The 13,311-nt window shown below is 44.1% G+C and carries 13 protein-coding genes and 1 pseudogene; 7 read left to right on the forward strand and 7 right to left on the reverse strand.

Annotated elements, in window-relative coordinates; all coding sequences use genetic code 11:
• Positions 1-109: 109 nt before the first annotated feature.
• Positions 110-601, reverse strand: a complete 492-nt coding sequence (locus V7K61_RS26610; RefSeq protein WP_335058058.1) for an IS66 family transposase — start codon at positions 599-601, stop codon at positions 110-112.
• A gap of 103 nt (positions 602-704) precedes the next feature.
• On the opposite strand from V7K61_RS26610, the gene V7K61_RS26615 reads away from it, so the two are divergent.
• Positions 705-875 carry a hypothetical protein gene (locus V7K61_RS26615; RefSeq protein WP_335058060.1) on the forward strand — a complete coding sequence of 57 codons (171 nt, stop codon included), beginning with the start codon at positions 705-707 and terminating at the stop codon, positions 873-875.
• A 407-nt stretch (positions 876-1,282) separates the two neighbouring features.
• Here the strand turns inward: V7K61_RS26615 and V7K61_RS26620 are convergent, their stop codons facing one another.
• Together V7K61_RS26620 and V7K61_RS26625 are read right to left on the reverse strand one after the other, a co-directional pair.
• Positions 1,283-2,443, reverse strand: a complete 1,161-nt coding sequence (locus tag V7K61_RS26620) for an LLM class flavin-dependent oxidoreductase (protein ID WP_442936370.1) — start codon at positions 2,441-2,443, stop codon at positions 1,283-1,285.
• A 36-nt stretch (positions 2,444-2,479) separates the two neighbouring features.
• A pseudogene (locus tag V7K61_RS26625) lies at positions 2,480-2,660 on the reverse strand (ISKra4 family transposase); the annotation flags it as partial.
• Between the two features lie 317 nt (positions 2,661-2,977).
• On the opposite strand from V7K61_RS26625, the gene V7K61_RS26630 reads away from it, so the two are divergent.
• The 3 genes from V7K61_RS26630 to V7K61_RS26640 all read left to right on the forward strand — a co-directional run bounded on the left by V7K61_RS26630 (position 2,978) and on the right by V7K61_RS26640 (position 5,844).
• Positions 2,978-3,574 (forward strand): beta-class carbonic anhydrase, encoded by a 597-nt coding sequence (locus V7K61_RS26630; protein WP_335058062.1) that lies wholly within the window; start codon positions 2,978-2,980, stop codon positions 3,572-3,574.
• A gap of 200 nt (positions 3,575-3,774) precedes the next feature.
• Positions 3,775-4,737 carry an ABC transporter permease gene (locus tag V7K61_RS26635; protein ID WP_335058063.1) on the forward strand — a complete coding sequence of 321 codons (963 nt, stop codon included), beginning with the start codon at positions 3,775-3,777 and terminating at the stop codon, positions 4,735-4,737.
• Positions 4,738-4,890: 153 nt separating this feature from the next.
• Positions 4,891-5,844 (forward strand): ABC transporter permease, encoded by a 954-nt coding sequence (locus tag V7K61_RS26640; RefSeq protein WP_335058065.1) that lies wholly within the window; start codon positions 4,891-4,893, stop codon positions 5,842-5,844.
• A gap of 136 nt (positions 5,845-5,980) precedes the next feature.
• On the opposite strand, the gene V7K61_RS26645 is transcribed toward V7K61_RS26640, so the two are convergent.
• The 4 genes from V7K61_RS26645 to V7K61_RS26660 all read right to left on the reverse strand — a co-directional run bounded on the left by V7K61_RS26645 (position 5,981) and on the right by V7K61_RS26660 (position 11,442).
• A complete protein-coding gene (locus V7K61_RS26645; RefSeq protein WP_335058067.1) occupies positions 5,981-7,735 on the reverse strand; it encodes a peptide ABC transporter substrate-binding protein in 1,755 nt (584 codons plus the stop codon).
• A 284-nt stretch (positions 7,736-8,019) separates the two neighbouring features.
• Entirely contained in the window at positions 8,020-9,159 is a 1,140-nt protein-coding gene (locus tag V7K61_RS26650) for an aliphatic sulfonate ABC transporter substrate-binding protein (protein ID WP_335058069.1), read from the reverse strand.
• A 300-nt stretch (positions 9,160-9,459) separates the two neighbouring features.
• Positions 9,460-10,341, reverse strand: coding sequence for a TauD/TfdA dioxygenase family protein (locus V7K61_RS26655; protein WP_335058071.1), 882 nt, complete (start codon positions 10,339-10,341; stop codon positions 9,460-9,462).
• Positions 10,342-10,479: 138 nt separating this feature from the next.
• Complete coding sequence (locus V7K61_RS26660; RefSeq protein ID WP_335058073.1) at positions 10,480-11,442, reverse strand: TauD/TfdA dioxygenase family protein; 963 nt, start codon at positions 11,440-11,442, stop codon at positions 10,480-10,482.
• Between the two features lie 328 nt (positions 11,443-11,770).
• Between V7K61_RS26660 and V7K61_RS26665 the strand changes: the two genes are divergently transcribed.
• The 3 genes from V7K61_RS26665 to V7K61_RS26675 all read left to right on the forward strand — a co-directional run bounded on the left by V7K61_RS26665 (position 11,771) and on the right by V7K61_RS26675 (position 13,229).
• On the forward strand, positions 11,771-12,148 hold the full coding sequence (locus V7K61_RS26665; RefSeq protein ID WP_335058075.1) for an MFS transporter: 378 nt from the start codon (positions 11,771-11,773) through the stop codon (positions 12,146-12,148).
• Positions 12,149-12,303: 155 nt separating this feature from the next.
• Positions 12,304-12,840, forward strand: coding sequence for an MFS transporter (locus tag V7K61_RS26670; RefSeq protein ID WP_335058077.1), 537 nt, complete (start codon positions 12,304-12,306; stop codon positions 12,838-12,840).
• Positions 12,777-13,229 (forward strand): MFS transporter, encoded by a 453-nt coding sequence (locus tag V7K61_RS26675; RefSeq protein ID WP_335058079.1) that lies wholly within the window; start codon positions 12,777-12,779, stop codon positions 13,227-13,229. Before V7K61_RS26670 ends, V7K61_RS26675 begins: the two co-directional genes overlap by 64 nt.
• The last annotated feature ends 82 nt before the right edge of the window (positions 13,230-13,311 follow it).

Genomic DNA, 13,311 nt, shown 5'->3' on the forward strand with positions numbered 1-13,311 from the left:
GAACTGACAAATGCACGGTTAGGTTGCTTCGCACGTTGCCCAACCAGAAAGGAATCACTGATGAATGTAGGAATTGGCTTTAGCAAAGAAACTTTGTAAGGATTCAGGTCTAATATTGAGGAAGTAAAGAAGGGCGAGACAGAGAGTTACTAGAATCAGCAATTAGAGCCTGTGCAAAAAAATCAATAACAGACCTACCTTGACGGCGACAAGTCTGCACCACCGTCAGCAAATTAGCAGTGTGTTGAAACCGCTCCATCGAACGAGAACCACCACTAACCTTACGTTTTGTGACAGCCAAACGCAGCGAACGTTCGTCCTGATTATTATCAGGAGGAATTTCAGGATGATCAAGGAAATACCACCATTGATGTGCTTTATCACGCAAAGAGCGTAAAAGCTGAGACGGAGGTTTCGATGAATTAGTGCTATCTAAATCTCTGCTGACTTTTAAACGCTCTATTTCTTGCTGTAGTTCTTTGATTGTTTTCTGTAACTCACCTATTATCTTGCTCTGCTCAATGATGATATCCACCAGTTCTTCTTTGGATAACTGGTTCAAACTTTCTTGATCTAAATCTTGAGGCAGGTTTTGGTTCATATTTGTGATACTCACCCTCAAGTGTTCCCTTTGTCAATACTCTGCCACCTGAATCCTTACAGCAAAACTACTTTCCAAACTCTACAAAGTTGATTTAGCGACAATGGAAATTGTAGAGGAACGCGGAGGCGATCGCAAAGTATTGCCTGTGACTGATGAAGTTCTCACAGGGTTACAAAACATGGCAGACAGCTTCTACAAACTCAAGGTTATTCCCAAGAAAATTGATGTTAAAGATAAAAACTACAACTGGGTTCCTGAGCAAAAGTGGTAAATCACACCTGATGTATTAAAAACCCTTTCATGGTAGGGAATAGGGAACAATGAAAAACTCCATGCCCTTATGCGTGAAGTTTTTGGGCATTGGAAATGGGACATGGGCAATCAAGCGCCGACTTTCTGTAACTTGCCTTGTGTATTAATTTGTGGCAAATTACTCGGTGACGCGGGCGTTGTGGGCGAAGGCTGCGGTGGCGATGGCTTCCGTGGCGGCGAAGTCCGCGGATCGTTCGTGGCGGACGGTGATCGTGAATTTTGGTGTCATACAAATGAGCGAAACGGCATCGCTAACGTGTTCATACAATCAGGCGCGAACATCTTGCGTCACGCGAAGCGGTCTAACGCCTGCCTCAGCCGCGCCCGCTGACGAGCGTCGGCTGCACGCAATGCTTGGGCTATCCATCAGACTGAAAATGCCTTACCGTCAGTTTGACCTTTTGGTGTCGTCCCATGCGCGGCCCGATCAATCCGGGGCCAGACCTCGTTCGCCATGAGCTCCATAGAGCGCCGGGCGAGCGCTGGATCGGTCCAGTCGTGGCCTGTGTAGAGCAGTGTGCCGAACGGGCCGACCTCGTTGCGGAATGCAAGAATCTGGTCCGCGACGCTCTGGGGGGTTCCCGCGATTACGAGACGCTCGATGCACCGCTTCGTAGAGAGCTCGGAATCCGGCTGGTCGGGAAAGTCACGCATGATGTCCAGCGCGCCGGCCTTCGCGAGCTTGGTTCTCATGACGTGGAAGTAGAAGTCGTGCGCGCCGTCCTCACTATGCACGTAGCGATGTGCCGTGGCCTCGTCATCGGCCACGAAAACGCTGCGCGCCACGCGCCACCCGGAAGCATCGGCACAGAGGCCCGCCGATCGCCGGCCTTCCAGGTAGTTCTTAATGTGGGCCCGGACGACGTACGCACCCACGTAGGTCGGCGAGATTCCAGACCAGCCGCGCACTCCCGCGGCGTGTGGTCCCTGGGCATCCGCTCGGATCGAGGTGATGGCGATGGGCGGATGGGGCCGTTGCAGCGGTCGGACAGCGACACCCACTCCGATTTGCCGATCAAGCGAGTGCTCCGTGGTGGTCCGGTAGAACTCGCCTTCGATCCGGTACGGCGGCTCTTCGCTCCAGATCCGGCACATGTGATCGAGCGCCTCCTGGGTCTTGCGGTTGCGGTTCGATCCCAAATCTCCGATGGCTTCTGCATCGCCGCGAACGCCGGGTCCGACTCCCAGGATCAATCGACCCTGCACCAGATGGTCGACCATAGCGACCTGCGCCGCCGCCATCGCCGGGTGGTAGTTGGCGAGCGGAAGCACGCCGGTACCGAAGGTGATCGACGGGCACGCATCGGCGAGATTCGCAATGAAAGCGAGGCTCGAGGTGATCGTCTCGGCCGAGTCGACGAGATGCTCGCCGATGAAGGCCTCCCGGTAGCCGAGCCGGTCGGCGAGCATAACCGCTTCGCGATCCTCGCAGAGAACGTCCCCATAGGAACGGGACGGCGGGTGGACGGGCTGGATGAAGAATCCGAGCTTCAGGGAGTTCTGCATTGAGTCTTTATAGTCGTTCATTCGTTCCGTGCCGCCCAACTATTTATTATACGGAAATGTACGTGTTTTACCCTTCGTTGTTCCAGTCTTTTCTCCGACAAAAAAAAGGCGATTTTCGGACTGACGTGTTCCAGAACTTGATCGCGAACGGCTGTTTCTATGCCTTCAAAGGTTTCTATTTTTCCGAAGGCATTTTTTTATACAGAATCTTCGCGTAGGCGTAGCCCGCCGCAGGCATTGCTTTTACGTGTGTATCTAAAAGTTATTTATCTTCCGGGGTCATTAGACTTGACCTGCTTGTTGAACATTACTAATTCTCTCGAATTCCGGTATTGATGTACAGTTCCTCTTTTATTCGCGAGTTCGCATCGCGAATATTTTTGTCTTCTTCCCATCTTTTTGCCAAATTGGGATGCTCCCAATTACTCTTGATAAAATAGCAAAATCCTATCGATTTACTGTAGTATATACTCATAATTTTATCGAAACTAGAGTAAATAGATATAAATTTAGCTTTTGCTTTGCTAATCAAGTGCTTGCCTACACATACTAAAAATGAGCCAAATTGTAGAAGAAGTTCTGGCCGCTAATCTTACTTACACTGAAAACTTCGGTGATAAGGGTAATCTCACCATACCCCCATCTCGTCGGTTTGCAATTCTCACTTGTATGGATGCTCGACTTGACCCAGCTAAATTTGCTGGATTAGCTGAAGGGGATGCTCATGTAATTCGCAATGCAGGTGGACGTGCTAGCGATGATGCAATTCGCTCTTTAGTAATTTCTTACAAATTACTTGGTACTCGTGAATGGTTCGTAATTCATCATACTAATTGCGGGATGGAAACCTTCACAAATGAAATCATCAGTAATTTACTTGCTAGTAGCCTCAAAACAGCCAAACTGGATGAAACAGGTTGGTCTGATATTGGATCTGATCCGGGATCAAGCGAAGGCAAGTTTATCAATTGGCTGACTATTGGTGATCTTGCGAAAAGCGTCTATACAGATGTGCAAAGGATTCGTTTACATCCATTAGTTCCCCTTGAAATTCCTATTTATGGTTATATTTACAATGTTAAAACAGGGCAATTAATTGAAGTTCCTGAAGCGACAAAAGTTGGTCTAGCTAACCAGGCGATGTCCCAATAGGATTAGGTGGAAGGGAAAAGGGTAATTTCAAACCTTTCCCAGCCGATATCAGAGATGAAGAATGCTTATCCGAACCATATTGCACGTCTACCTACTAATATTGGGATTGCGTTGTAAACCTATAAAATCGTGCAGTTGAGAGATGATACCCCTGAATCGCCAGATGCATCCTATCAGTCAAGCTGATTTTGTAATGACTAATGAATAAATATTTAATCAATCGATTACTAATTGCTATTCCGACTTTAATTGCCATCAGTATTGTGATATTTGCGATTCTGGCATTAGCACCAGGCGATCCAATGGGAGAATTTGCCATGAATCCTTCCATCACAGCTGAAGTGCGAGAAAATATCCGAAAATCTTTAGGTTTAGATCAACCAATTCATATCCGCTATGTCAAGTGGTTTAACGCTTTTATCACTGGAGATATGGGCTATTCTTTTACTAGCCGTAGTCCCGTAATTGGTTTAATTCTCCAACGCATACCAACAACCTTGTGGGTAGTGGGTTCTGCTTACCTAGTTGGTGTATTATTAGCTATTCCTTTGGGGGTAATTTCGGCTCTCAAACGTAATACCATTGTTGATACAGTTTTGACTACTTTAGTCTTCTTTGGGTTTTCTTTACCAACATTTTTTACTGGTTTACTATTTATTATTATCTTCAGTATCCAGTTAAAATGGTTTCCTTTCATCTATAACAGTACCTTACAGGTAACAGATTTGCAGAGTTTTATCGCTCAAGTTAAACAATCTATTATGCCTATATCTGTATTAGGAATCTGGCAGACAGCGATGCTCATGCGCTTTGTGCGTTCAGAAATTTTAGAGAATATCCATCAAGACTATGTGCGTACTGCTTATGCTAAAGGATTACCCAGATTTTTAGTAATCAATCGTCATGTTTTGCGGAATGCATTAATTCCTGTAGTTACATTGGTGGCCTTGGATATTCCCAGCGTGTTTACAGGCGCTCTAGTAACAGAAAAGGTTTTTCGTGTTCCAGGTATTGGTGCTTTATTAATTGATTCTATCTATAAGAATGATACACCAGTAGTCATGGCAATTACATTTATATATGCAATTTTGATTGTTATTTTTAATCTAGTTGCCGATATTCTTTATGGTTTACTAGATCCTCGCGTCAAGTATACGAAGTAGCTAAATAATTAAAAATGAAGAAAAAAGACGTAGGGCTTTTTACCCTTGAATAAGCCAATATTTTGAAAATGCCTAAAGGTTATAAAAAGTCTATTCAAAAGTGGTTTTAACTTTCTGCTCGGTAGTATACAAATTAAATTTATAACATCTTTTATGTTGAAGCGATCGCTTAATCAAACTTCCGAAGCATCCAAGGGTTCAGTTTCTCCACCATCCACCAATTTTGTTTCTCAGCCAGAAACACTTACTCAAGAAGCATGGCGCAAGTTTCGGCGTAATCATCAAGCTATGTTTGGGATGGTAATCTTGCTCATCATAATGTTAAGTATCATTTTTGGGCCTTTTATTTATCAAATTCCCTTCAACAAAATTGACTTTGCCAAATCTACTCTTGGCCCCAGTTGGGCGCATCCATTTGGTACTAATGATTTAGGTCAAGATATATTAGCCAGAGTTTTGCATGGTGGGAGAATATCGATCGCAGTAGGAATTTTTTCGATGTTAGTAGCCATAACTCTCGGTACACTCATCGGCGCACTTGCTGGATTTTATGGCGGCTGGCTGGATATTGTTTTAATGCGTTTCACAGATTTGTGTCTAGCTTTACCACGACTGCCATTATTATTACTGGTGATATTTTTGTTTCGGGATGCACTCAAGGCGATCGCTGGGCCAGAAATAGGTATATTTGTGTTGATAGTATTGGTGATTGGTGGACTCAACTGGATGTCTGTAGCTAGATTAGTGCGAGCAGGCTTTTTGACAGTGCGGGAGTTAGAATTTGTCACCGCAGCACGCGCCCTTGGTGCTTCCCCTGCACGGTTGATTTGGGTTCATATTTTGCCCAACGTCATTAGTCCTGTACTAGTTGCTGCTACTCTTTCAGTAAGTACTGCGATTCTTACCGAATCAACCCTGAGCTTTTTTGGTTTAGGTTTTCCACCTGATGTCCCAACTTGGGGGCGAATGCTGAACGAAGGGCAAAATTTTCTAGAATATGCTCCCCACATAGTTATTTTCCCTGGTACAGCGATATTTCTCACGGTGTTAAGCATTAACTATATAGGTGATGCTTTACGAGATGCACTAGATCCTAGACTGCTCTAAAATCCATCGGAATTTATGAAATGTAGGGTGTGTTATCGCGCAACGCACCATCAACAATTAAAGGTGCGTTAGCCTACGGCATAACACACCCTACAGAAAATTTATATTTCTTCACATACGTAATTGCGAATTGGTATTACTTCAGTCGCCAATCTTTAATATTCCAGGTGCGATCGTCCCAAGGAGTTACATCTATACCAGTGAGTCTGTTACTTACTCCATTAACATTGGCGCGAGAAATTAGAGGAATCACAGCTTGTTCTTTAATTAACAAATCGTTCATTTGAATAATTAATTGTCGGCGTTTTTGTGGATCTAATTCTGTATTAGATTGTTGCCAAAGCTTGTCATATTCAGGGTTACAGTAACGAGAACTATTTGGTTTCGACCAATTATTTTTCTTCTGAGGAATCTCATTACAAGTCCAATTTTTCAGATAAGTACCTGGATCTGGGTTACTATTACCACCACTAAACATTTGTAAATCTGCCTGAAAGCGAGCCAGAGTATCTGGGTTAGCAGGGTCACTAGAAAAGAAAATACTTGAATCGATACTTTTTAGTTCTACCCCTACACCAATAGAAGTTAGCGATTGTTTAACAATTTCCTGAGTTTTCTGGCGGACTGGGTTGACTGAAGTTTGAAACAAAACCTTGAGTTCTACACCATTTTTATCCCGAATGCCGTTGCCGTTAGTATCTTTCCATCCAGCTTCATCTAACAAAGCATTGGCTTTTTTCAAATCAAATTCATATTTCGTATTGGTTGAATTATAAATATCTGGCGCTACCAGGATATTTGTAACAGCACGACCAGTTTGACCATATAACTGTTGATTAATAGTGTCACGGTCAATAGCATAATTAAAAGCTTGACGCACTTTCACGTCTTTAAAAAAAGGATGGGGGAACTCTATGCTAGAGCGTTCACCGTCTTTGGTTTGTTTGTTAGGGTCAGTTTGATTAATAGTAATCCGTTCCAAATAAGAACCGAAGACGATATCTAATCTACCTTTTCCTGCTGCCTCAAGCTGTTTCAGGATGGGAGCTTCTACTTGGAGGTTCCAGGCAAAATCTACATCTCCTGTCTGCAACACTGCTCTAGCAGCTGAAGTTGCATCCCCACCACCTTTCAGTTCTACTCGTTTAAAATAAGGTTTATTTGCTTCGCGGAAAAAGGAATTAGCTTCATAAATAACAATGTCACCAGGCTTAAATTCCACCACTTTATAGGGGCCAGTTGCTACAGGAAGTAGATTAGCTGGCGCTTCTCTGGCGTTGCTACCGTTGTATTTCTCGAATATATGACGAGGTATGATTGACCCATTGGAACTAGTAAACGGCAATGACCAAGCTGGGTTAGGCTCCTGGAAATTGATTTTAACGGTATAGTCGTTCAAGGCTTCAACGCTTTTGACAGCTTGATAGTTAGCAGCAGTGGTTGCACCTACAGCTGGATTACTAACAAATTGGTAGGTAAACACCACATCCGCAGCCGTAAATGGTTTACCATCAGACCATTTGACTCCTTGTTTGAGTTTCCAAGTCACTGATTTACCATCTTTTGCTACTCCACCGTTCTCTAAAGAGGGAATTTCTGCTGCGAGAAAGGGGACTAGTTTACCATCTTTATCAAAGCTGGCCAAGGGTTCGTAAGTAATTCGACTAGCTTCAAAGTCTTTGTTACCTTGAGCTAGATGGGGATTAAGAATAGTTGGTGCTTGCCAATAGAGAAGCTTTAAAGTATCGCTCGCTGCTGTTGGATTAGACGCGCTGGGAGTAGAGGTGGTTGAAGACTGAGAATTTGGGGAAGAACAAGCAGTTAACAACAAAATGCCCAGCAACGATTGAGCAAAAATCTGACCCCTACAGAATTTATTGAATATGCACATTTGGATTGTTTCTAGGGATTTAAGCTAAAGGGTCAAATTTACCGCTAACAAGCAACCAAATACTGTAGCGTGTTTCTGACGATTTTCCAGATTTAAACTACGATAATTTGGTCGCCAAACCGTACTTCCTTAAAATAAAAATCCCATAGATGTGGAAGAAAGGCAATAGCTCTCAGGAAAAGGACATATTAGCTATTCAGCATTAGTTATCCTCTTTTTCACCCAGTCTTGCATCTTCTGACACAGCCTCTTTATTTTCGTTTAGCTAGTTTGCGATCGCTAAATCATGCTTTATTTCTGATACTATTCGGTATAATTGCCGCATACTGCTCAGAAGTCAGAGTTGCTTCTCGGACATCGACTTGTTTTGGCACAATTTTTAATTGGTACAAAAGATCGGCAACCTGCTGTTGATCTCGCAGCACTTGCTCATTAATAGGTTGCATATCGTACTTTCGTCGAGACAGCATTGTTTCCATCGTTGGCACATCAACCTTTAACTTCGGAGCAAGGATTTCAGCCGCAGATCGCCTGTTTTGATTTGCCCACTCTCCAACTTGGTAGTACTCTTCTAGAATTGCTTTGAAGAGTTCAAGGTTATTACTAGCAAATTCCCTCGCAGCTAAGTAGAAAGAGCCTGGTGTTTTAATTCCCTGAGCATCCCGCAACACTCGGATCGTTCCCTCTTGTTGAAGCTTGATCAGTGTCGGGTCGATCGCTACATAGGCATCAACAGTTTTGTTTAAAAATGCTGATTGTCCATCAGCAACAGTCAAATTCACACCTTGAACATCGTTAAACTTCAGCCCAACTTCTTCCAGCGCTTTCGCCAAAAAATAGGTCAGAGCAGTTCCTCTGGCATAGGCAACCTTTTTGCCTTTAAGATCCGCCACCGTTTTAATGGAAGAATCCTTTGGCACAATAATCCCATAACTTTCCCCCGTACCCGCCGGGATATTCACTAGGTAAACCAAATTGTTACCAGCAGCCTGAGCAAAGATAGGCGGCGTTTCCCCGACTTGTCCCCCATCAAGGCTACCCACGCTTAAGGCTTCCAGCAGGGGTGGCCCGGAGATAAATTTCGACCAGCTAACATCTACTCCCAAAGGAGCTAAACGCTTTTCGATTACACCTTTTTCTCTTGTTAGATCGCCAAATGATGTGAAGCCAAGCCGAATAAGTTTAGGCTTGCTATTATTGCTACCGCTATTACTGCCAATAGTGTTGTTATTGTTACTTATCGTATTCTTGTTTCCACTACCAGCATTTGCTCCACAGCCTACCAATGTAGCGAAAGAGGCGAACCCATACAAGGTATAAAGCAAATCTCGCCTGGAAATTAATTGTTTCCTGACATAAGGTTTAATCATGGTTGTCAATCCTGTAGTGTTGACTGTTGACCGTTGACTGTTAACTGTCAACAATCAACGACCTCATTTCGTTCTATATTCTTAGATTGTTGAAAAAGAATTCAAAAATCAGAATTTAGGAGTCAGAATCAAGACCCTCTCTACGAGACGCTGGGCGTAGCTTGCTTCTCGGTAGGAGTACGCGGACTCGCTAACGCTACGCTATCAGTAGGGGATTCAGACCCGCTACTGATTTAAGACCACCAAATTAAAAATTTGGTGTGGGACTTAAACCCGTTTATTCATCCGCAGCTTTACACAGAATTCAATTCTGAATTCTGGCTCCTGACTCCTGAATTCTTTCTTGTTAAACCTTTAGAAAGGACGACTACCCCGAAGGCTAACCCGTTTGAGAATACGAGTGGCATTGGCATCAAATTCAGGGCGGTAGTGAGCCGTTGCTTGGTTATCCCAATAAAGTAGGTCGCCCTTGCTCCATTGGTGACGATAGGCAAATCGGGGTTGCTTGATATGCTCTTGCAACCGCGCAATTAGTTTTGCTCCTTCTACATGGTCATAATCCACGATGTCTACATCGCTAGCTGCATTGAAAAAGAGGATCTTTTTGCCTGTATCTGGATGTGTGCGAACCAGAGGATGAATTGCTACTCGTTCGCCTGGTTCTGGGGCGCGACCAGCTGCATATTTAGGCTGACCATACTCATCCCGATCGCTATTACCATAGGAATTGAAGTAACGAGCTTGTAAACCAGCAATTTGCTCTTTGGTGGCATCATCTAGCTCGTCGTAAGCCTGAGCCAAATTTACCCAATAGGTATTGGGGCCATTCTCAGGTACTTCTACTGCATATAAGAAAGAACCGCTAGATGGTACAGGCAGCCAGTAGTGATCGATGTGAGGTAAAAGTTCCTGATAGTTCGGTCGAATATTGACTGAACTTTCTTCAGAAGCAGCATTTGCGAGAGTGAGAACTAGGGGCGGCAGGTATTCTTCTGTTTCTCCTTTGCGGATATAAGCAGGTTGTTGAAGAATATCGCCAAAGTAATTGGCAAAGGCTAACAACTGATCTTCAGTTAATATTTGGTTTTTGAAGATGAGAAGATGGCGATCGCGCCATGCCTGTTTGAGTTGCAGAATCACCTCTGGTTCCACAGAATTAACATCGAATCCGGTAATCACTGCACCAAGAGCCGCTTCGGTGGGTGTAATCTCAATCCGGCTTGCCGTGAGTATCATAATTGGATCTCCTTAGATTTAGGGCTATACATCAGTCATGCAAAATCACCCTTGTTGCTTTACAAAGGGTTCATATCTGCGTTCATAAGTACTGAGTACTTTTTAATTTACTCAGCACTCATGACTTATAACTCAGCTTTACGAAAAGACTGGTTGTGCTTCCTTAGACTCAGCTTTTTGCTTGAAGACGCTTGGTACTTCAGCGCTGAAAGCTTCACCTTGAACCACTTCTGAACGGGAACCATCAACCCCTACTGGAACATCGCCTGTGATAGTAGTGCGATAGAGGAGACGTTCGACATCCAAATGATCCAAATCTTGAGGAGCCAAATGCACGGTGGCGCGGTTGTCCCAGAAGGCGATATCACCGTTGTTCCAACGGAAGCGGGTGGTGTAGGCAGGTTTGGTGACTTGCTTAAAGAACAACTCTAGCAACAGTCTGCTCTCTTCTGGTGACACATCAACAATGCGGGATACAAAGCCAGGGTTGACGAACAAGGCACGCTCACCAGTCTCAGGATGAACTCTGACGACTGGGTGAATAGAAACCAGGGGATTGACAGCAATGCGCTCGTCGAATTTGTTGTTGCGGGGTTGATAACCGCCTCCATTGAAGCGATGTTCCGCTTTTAATGTATCAGCTAGCGATCGCAGGGGTGCTGAGAGTCCCTCATAAGCGGCAACGAGATTACTCCACTGGGTGTCACCACCGAAACTAGGGACATTAACTGCGCGTAAAATTGACGCTGCTGGTGGGTTGATCGCCGCCGTTACATCTGTGTGCCAAGGGCCGCCAGTGCGAAAACCATATTGCTTTTCATAGAGTCTACGATCTACAGGTTTGATCTGGGGAAATCCCGGAACTGGTTCAGGCTCTCCCAAGGGATGGGCGAAAGTCACTTCGCCAAAACGAGATGTGAACTCGACCTGGGCAGCATGATCAATGTTCTGACCACGAAAGAACACAACTTTCCACTTCAATAGCGCTTTGCGAATTTCTTGGACTTGATCCTCAGAAAGAGAGCGGGAAAGGTCTACGCCGCCGATTTCTGCACCGATGAAACCAGCTACCTGTTTAACTTCTATATGTTTATAGCCCATTAGGATTCTCCAGAGTTTGATTTATGGGGAGGTGTTCACACTCGCTTATTTCCTTGGGAATTTTGCCGATACTCTGATAGCAACATTCCAATGCTGGGAGTATAACTGAAATTATCATACAGTATTCCGATAGATTTAACGTAGTATGCAGTTGCTAAATAGTAATTTCTTACGTTTTTTCAGACCAATCCTCTTCTATAGTGATTCGATGTCAATGTGCAAAAGCCTTAGCTCAGACAGATCAGCGATGCCTGGGTAGTAAACTACGCGATTATTTAATAATTCTTCGTTAATCTAATTATTAGTAAACCATGATAAGATTTTCCTCATGAAAATTTGGCATAGACAACTAGGGGAAAGCATCAGTAATATCACTTACCACCATTTACCCGCCTTGCGCTGGCGTAACTTTCGCCTGTTTTTCGGCGGACAGTTACTATCAATGTCTGGAACATTTATGACCCAGCAGTTAACTATTCCTTGGCTGGTATACGATTTGACTCAATCGCCTTGGTTCTTGGGAGTTGCAGGGTTTGTACAATTTTTACCTACGTTATTACTGATTCCCTTTTCGGGCATATTGTCCGATCGCTGGAGTCGTTGTGACTTGTTAATGGTGGTACAGATATTGGGAATTAGCGTTTCCCTGGCTTTAACAATTCTCACCTTTACCAATTGGATTACCTTCCTATCCTCTTGGTACTGAGTGCTTTCAATGGTTTGCTCAAGGGATTAGATATGCCCGTGCGCCATACAATCGTCACCGAAACTGTAGGCGATCGCGCTGATTGGGGTAATGCGTTGGCGTAGCCCGCCGTTGGCGAAGCCTCTCGTAGAGAAGGCATCGCTTTGAATTCAGTAATGTTAAGTTCCTCTCTCGTAGTGGGGCCTGCTATGGGCGGGATTTTGATTGCTACACTAGGTGTAAAATATTGTTTTCTTTACGATACCCTCAGCTATATCCCTGCGATATTGACCTTGCTAGCGATGCGGCTGCAAGCCAGACCGATGCAACCCCTTACGGGCATTAGCGATACTTTGGAGAAATTGCGGGAAGGCTTTGAATATGTCTGGAAATTCCAGCCGATTAGAGTAATTTTATTAATGCTAGCGTTACATGGTTTCGTCGGGATGTCTCATGTCGCGCTCATGCCTGTTTTTGCAGCAAAGATTCTCAATGGGAACGCAACAACGATGGCTCACCTCAGCACTTCAGCACCGATTGGCTCGTTGTTTGCTTGTTTGTATCTAAGTGTCAGACGAGGAATTGTGGGCTTATACCATTTCTTTATGAGGCTGCGCCAAACCCTTTTGACTTCTTTCTTTCTTCCTTTGTGTCCTTTGCGTCCTTTGCGGTTCGTTTTTCTTTCTTCTTTCTTGTACTTAAATATGGTTTAGCGCATCTTCATACAGAATTGGTATTAGAGCGTTTGATTGTAGTCGCTCAAGTTTTGATTGGGATGAGTTTGATATTCTTTTCACTCTCGCGTCAAGTTTGGCTATCTATAATTATTCTGGTATTTGTAGGCTGCTTTTCTATCCTCAACATTACCAGTAGTAATATGATTATTCAAACTCTAGTTACCGAGGATAAGCGCGGACGGGTAATGAGTTTTTACGCCCTAGCAATGGTGGGTACAATGCCTTTTGGAAATTTGTTAGCTGGGACTTTGGCAGATAATTTTGGTGCGACTAATGCCTTGATTGTCTGTAGTAGTCTAATTATTTTAGGTGCGCTCTGGTTCTCTACACAATTGCCAGCAGTAAGCCGTTGGATTGCTCGGTGAACAAGTCGCTTCTTTTTGTACAACAAAGCAGATATTTAGAAAAGAAGCATCTTCCACCACACCTTAAAAGTGTAGTGGAAGA

Origin of the sequence: Nostoc sp., assembly GCF_036918015.1 — a bacterium.
Taxonomy (GTDB): domain Bacteria; phylum Cyanobacteriota; class Cyanobacteriia; order Cyanobacteriales; family Nostocaceae; genus Nostoc.

What these genes read in the sequence shown, in the direction of transcription:
- V7K61_RS26660 (WP_335058073.1), bottom strand. Translation starts at nt 11,442, where the DNA reads ATGGGCTATAAACATATAGAAGTTAAACAGGTAGCTGGTTTCATCGGT.
- V7K61_RS26620 (WP_442936370.1), bottom strand. Translation starts at nt 2,443, where the DNA reads ATGAACGACTATAAAGACTCAATGCAGAACTCCCTGAAGCTCGGATTC.
- V7K61_RS26655 (WP_335058071.1), bottom strand. Translation starts at nt 10,341, where the DNA reads ATGATACTCACGGCAAGCCGGATTGAGATTACACCCACCGAAGCGGCT.
- V7K61_RS26665 (WP_335058075.1), top strand. Translation starts at nt 11,771, where the DNA reads ATGAAAATTTGGCATAGACAACTAGGGGAAAGCATCAGTAATATCACT.
- V7K61_RS26670 (WP_335058077.1), top strand. Translation starts at nt 12,304, where the DNA reads ATGTTAAGTTCCTCTCTCGTAGTGGGGCCTGCTATGGGCGGGATTTTG.
- V7K61_RS26610 (WP_335058058.1), bottom strand. Translation starts at nt 601, where the DNA reads ATGAACCAAAACCTGCCTCAAGATTTAGATCAAGAAAGTTTGAACCAG.
- V7K61_RS26615 (WP_335058060.1), top strand. Translation starts at nt 705, where the DNA reads ATGGAAATTGTAGAGGAACGCGGAGGCGATCGCAAAGTATTGCCTGTG.
- V7K61_RS26640 (WP_335058065.1), top strand. Translation starts at nt 4,891, where the DNA reads ATGTTGAAGCGATCGCTTAATCAAACTTCCGAAGCATCCAAGGGTTCA.
- V7K61_RS26645 (WP_335058067.1), bottom strand. Translation starts at nt 7,735, where the DNA reads ATGTGCATATTCAATAAATTCTGTAGGGGTCAGATTTTTGCTCAATCG.
- V7K61_RS26635 (WP_335058063.1), top strand. Translation starts at nt 3,775, where the DNA reads ATGAATAAATATTTAATCAATCGATTACTAATTGCTATTCCGACTTTA.
- V7K61_RS26630 (WP_335058062.1), top strand. Translation starts at nt 2,978, where the DNA reads ATGAGCCAAATTGTAGAAGAAGTTCTGGCCGCTAATCTTACTTACACT.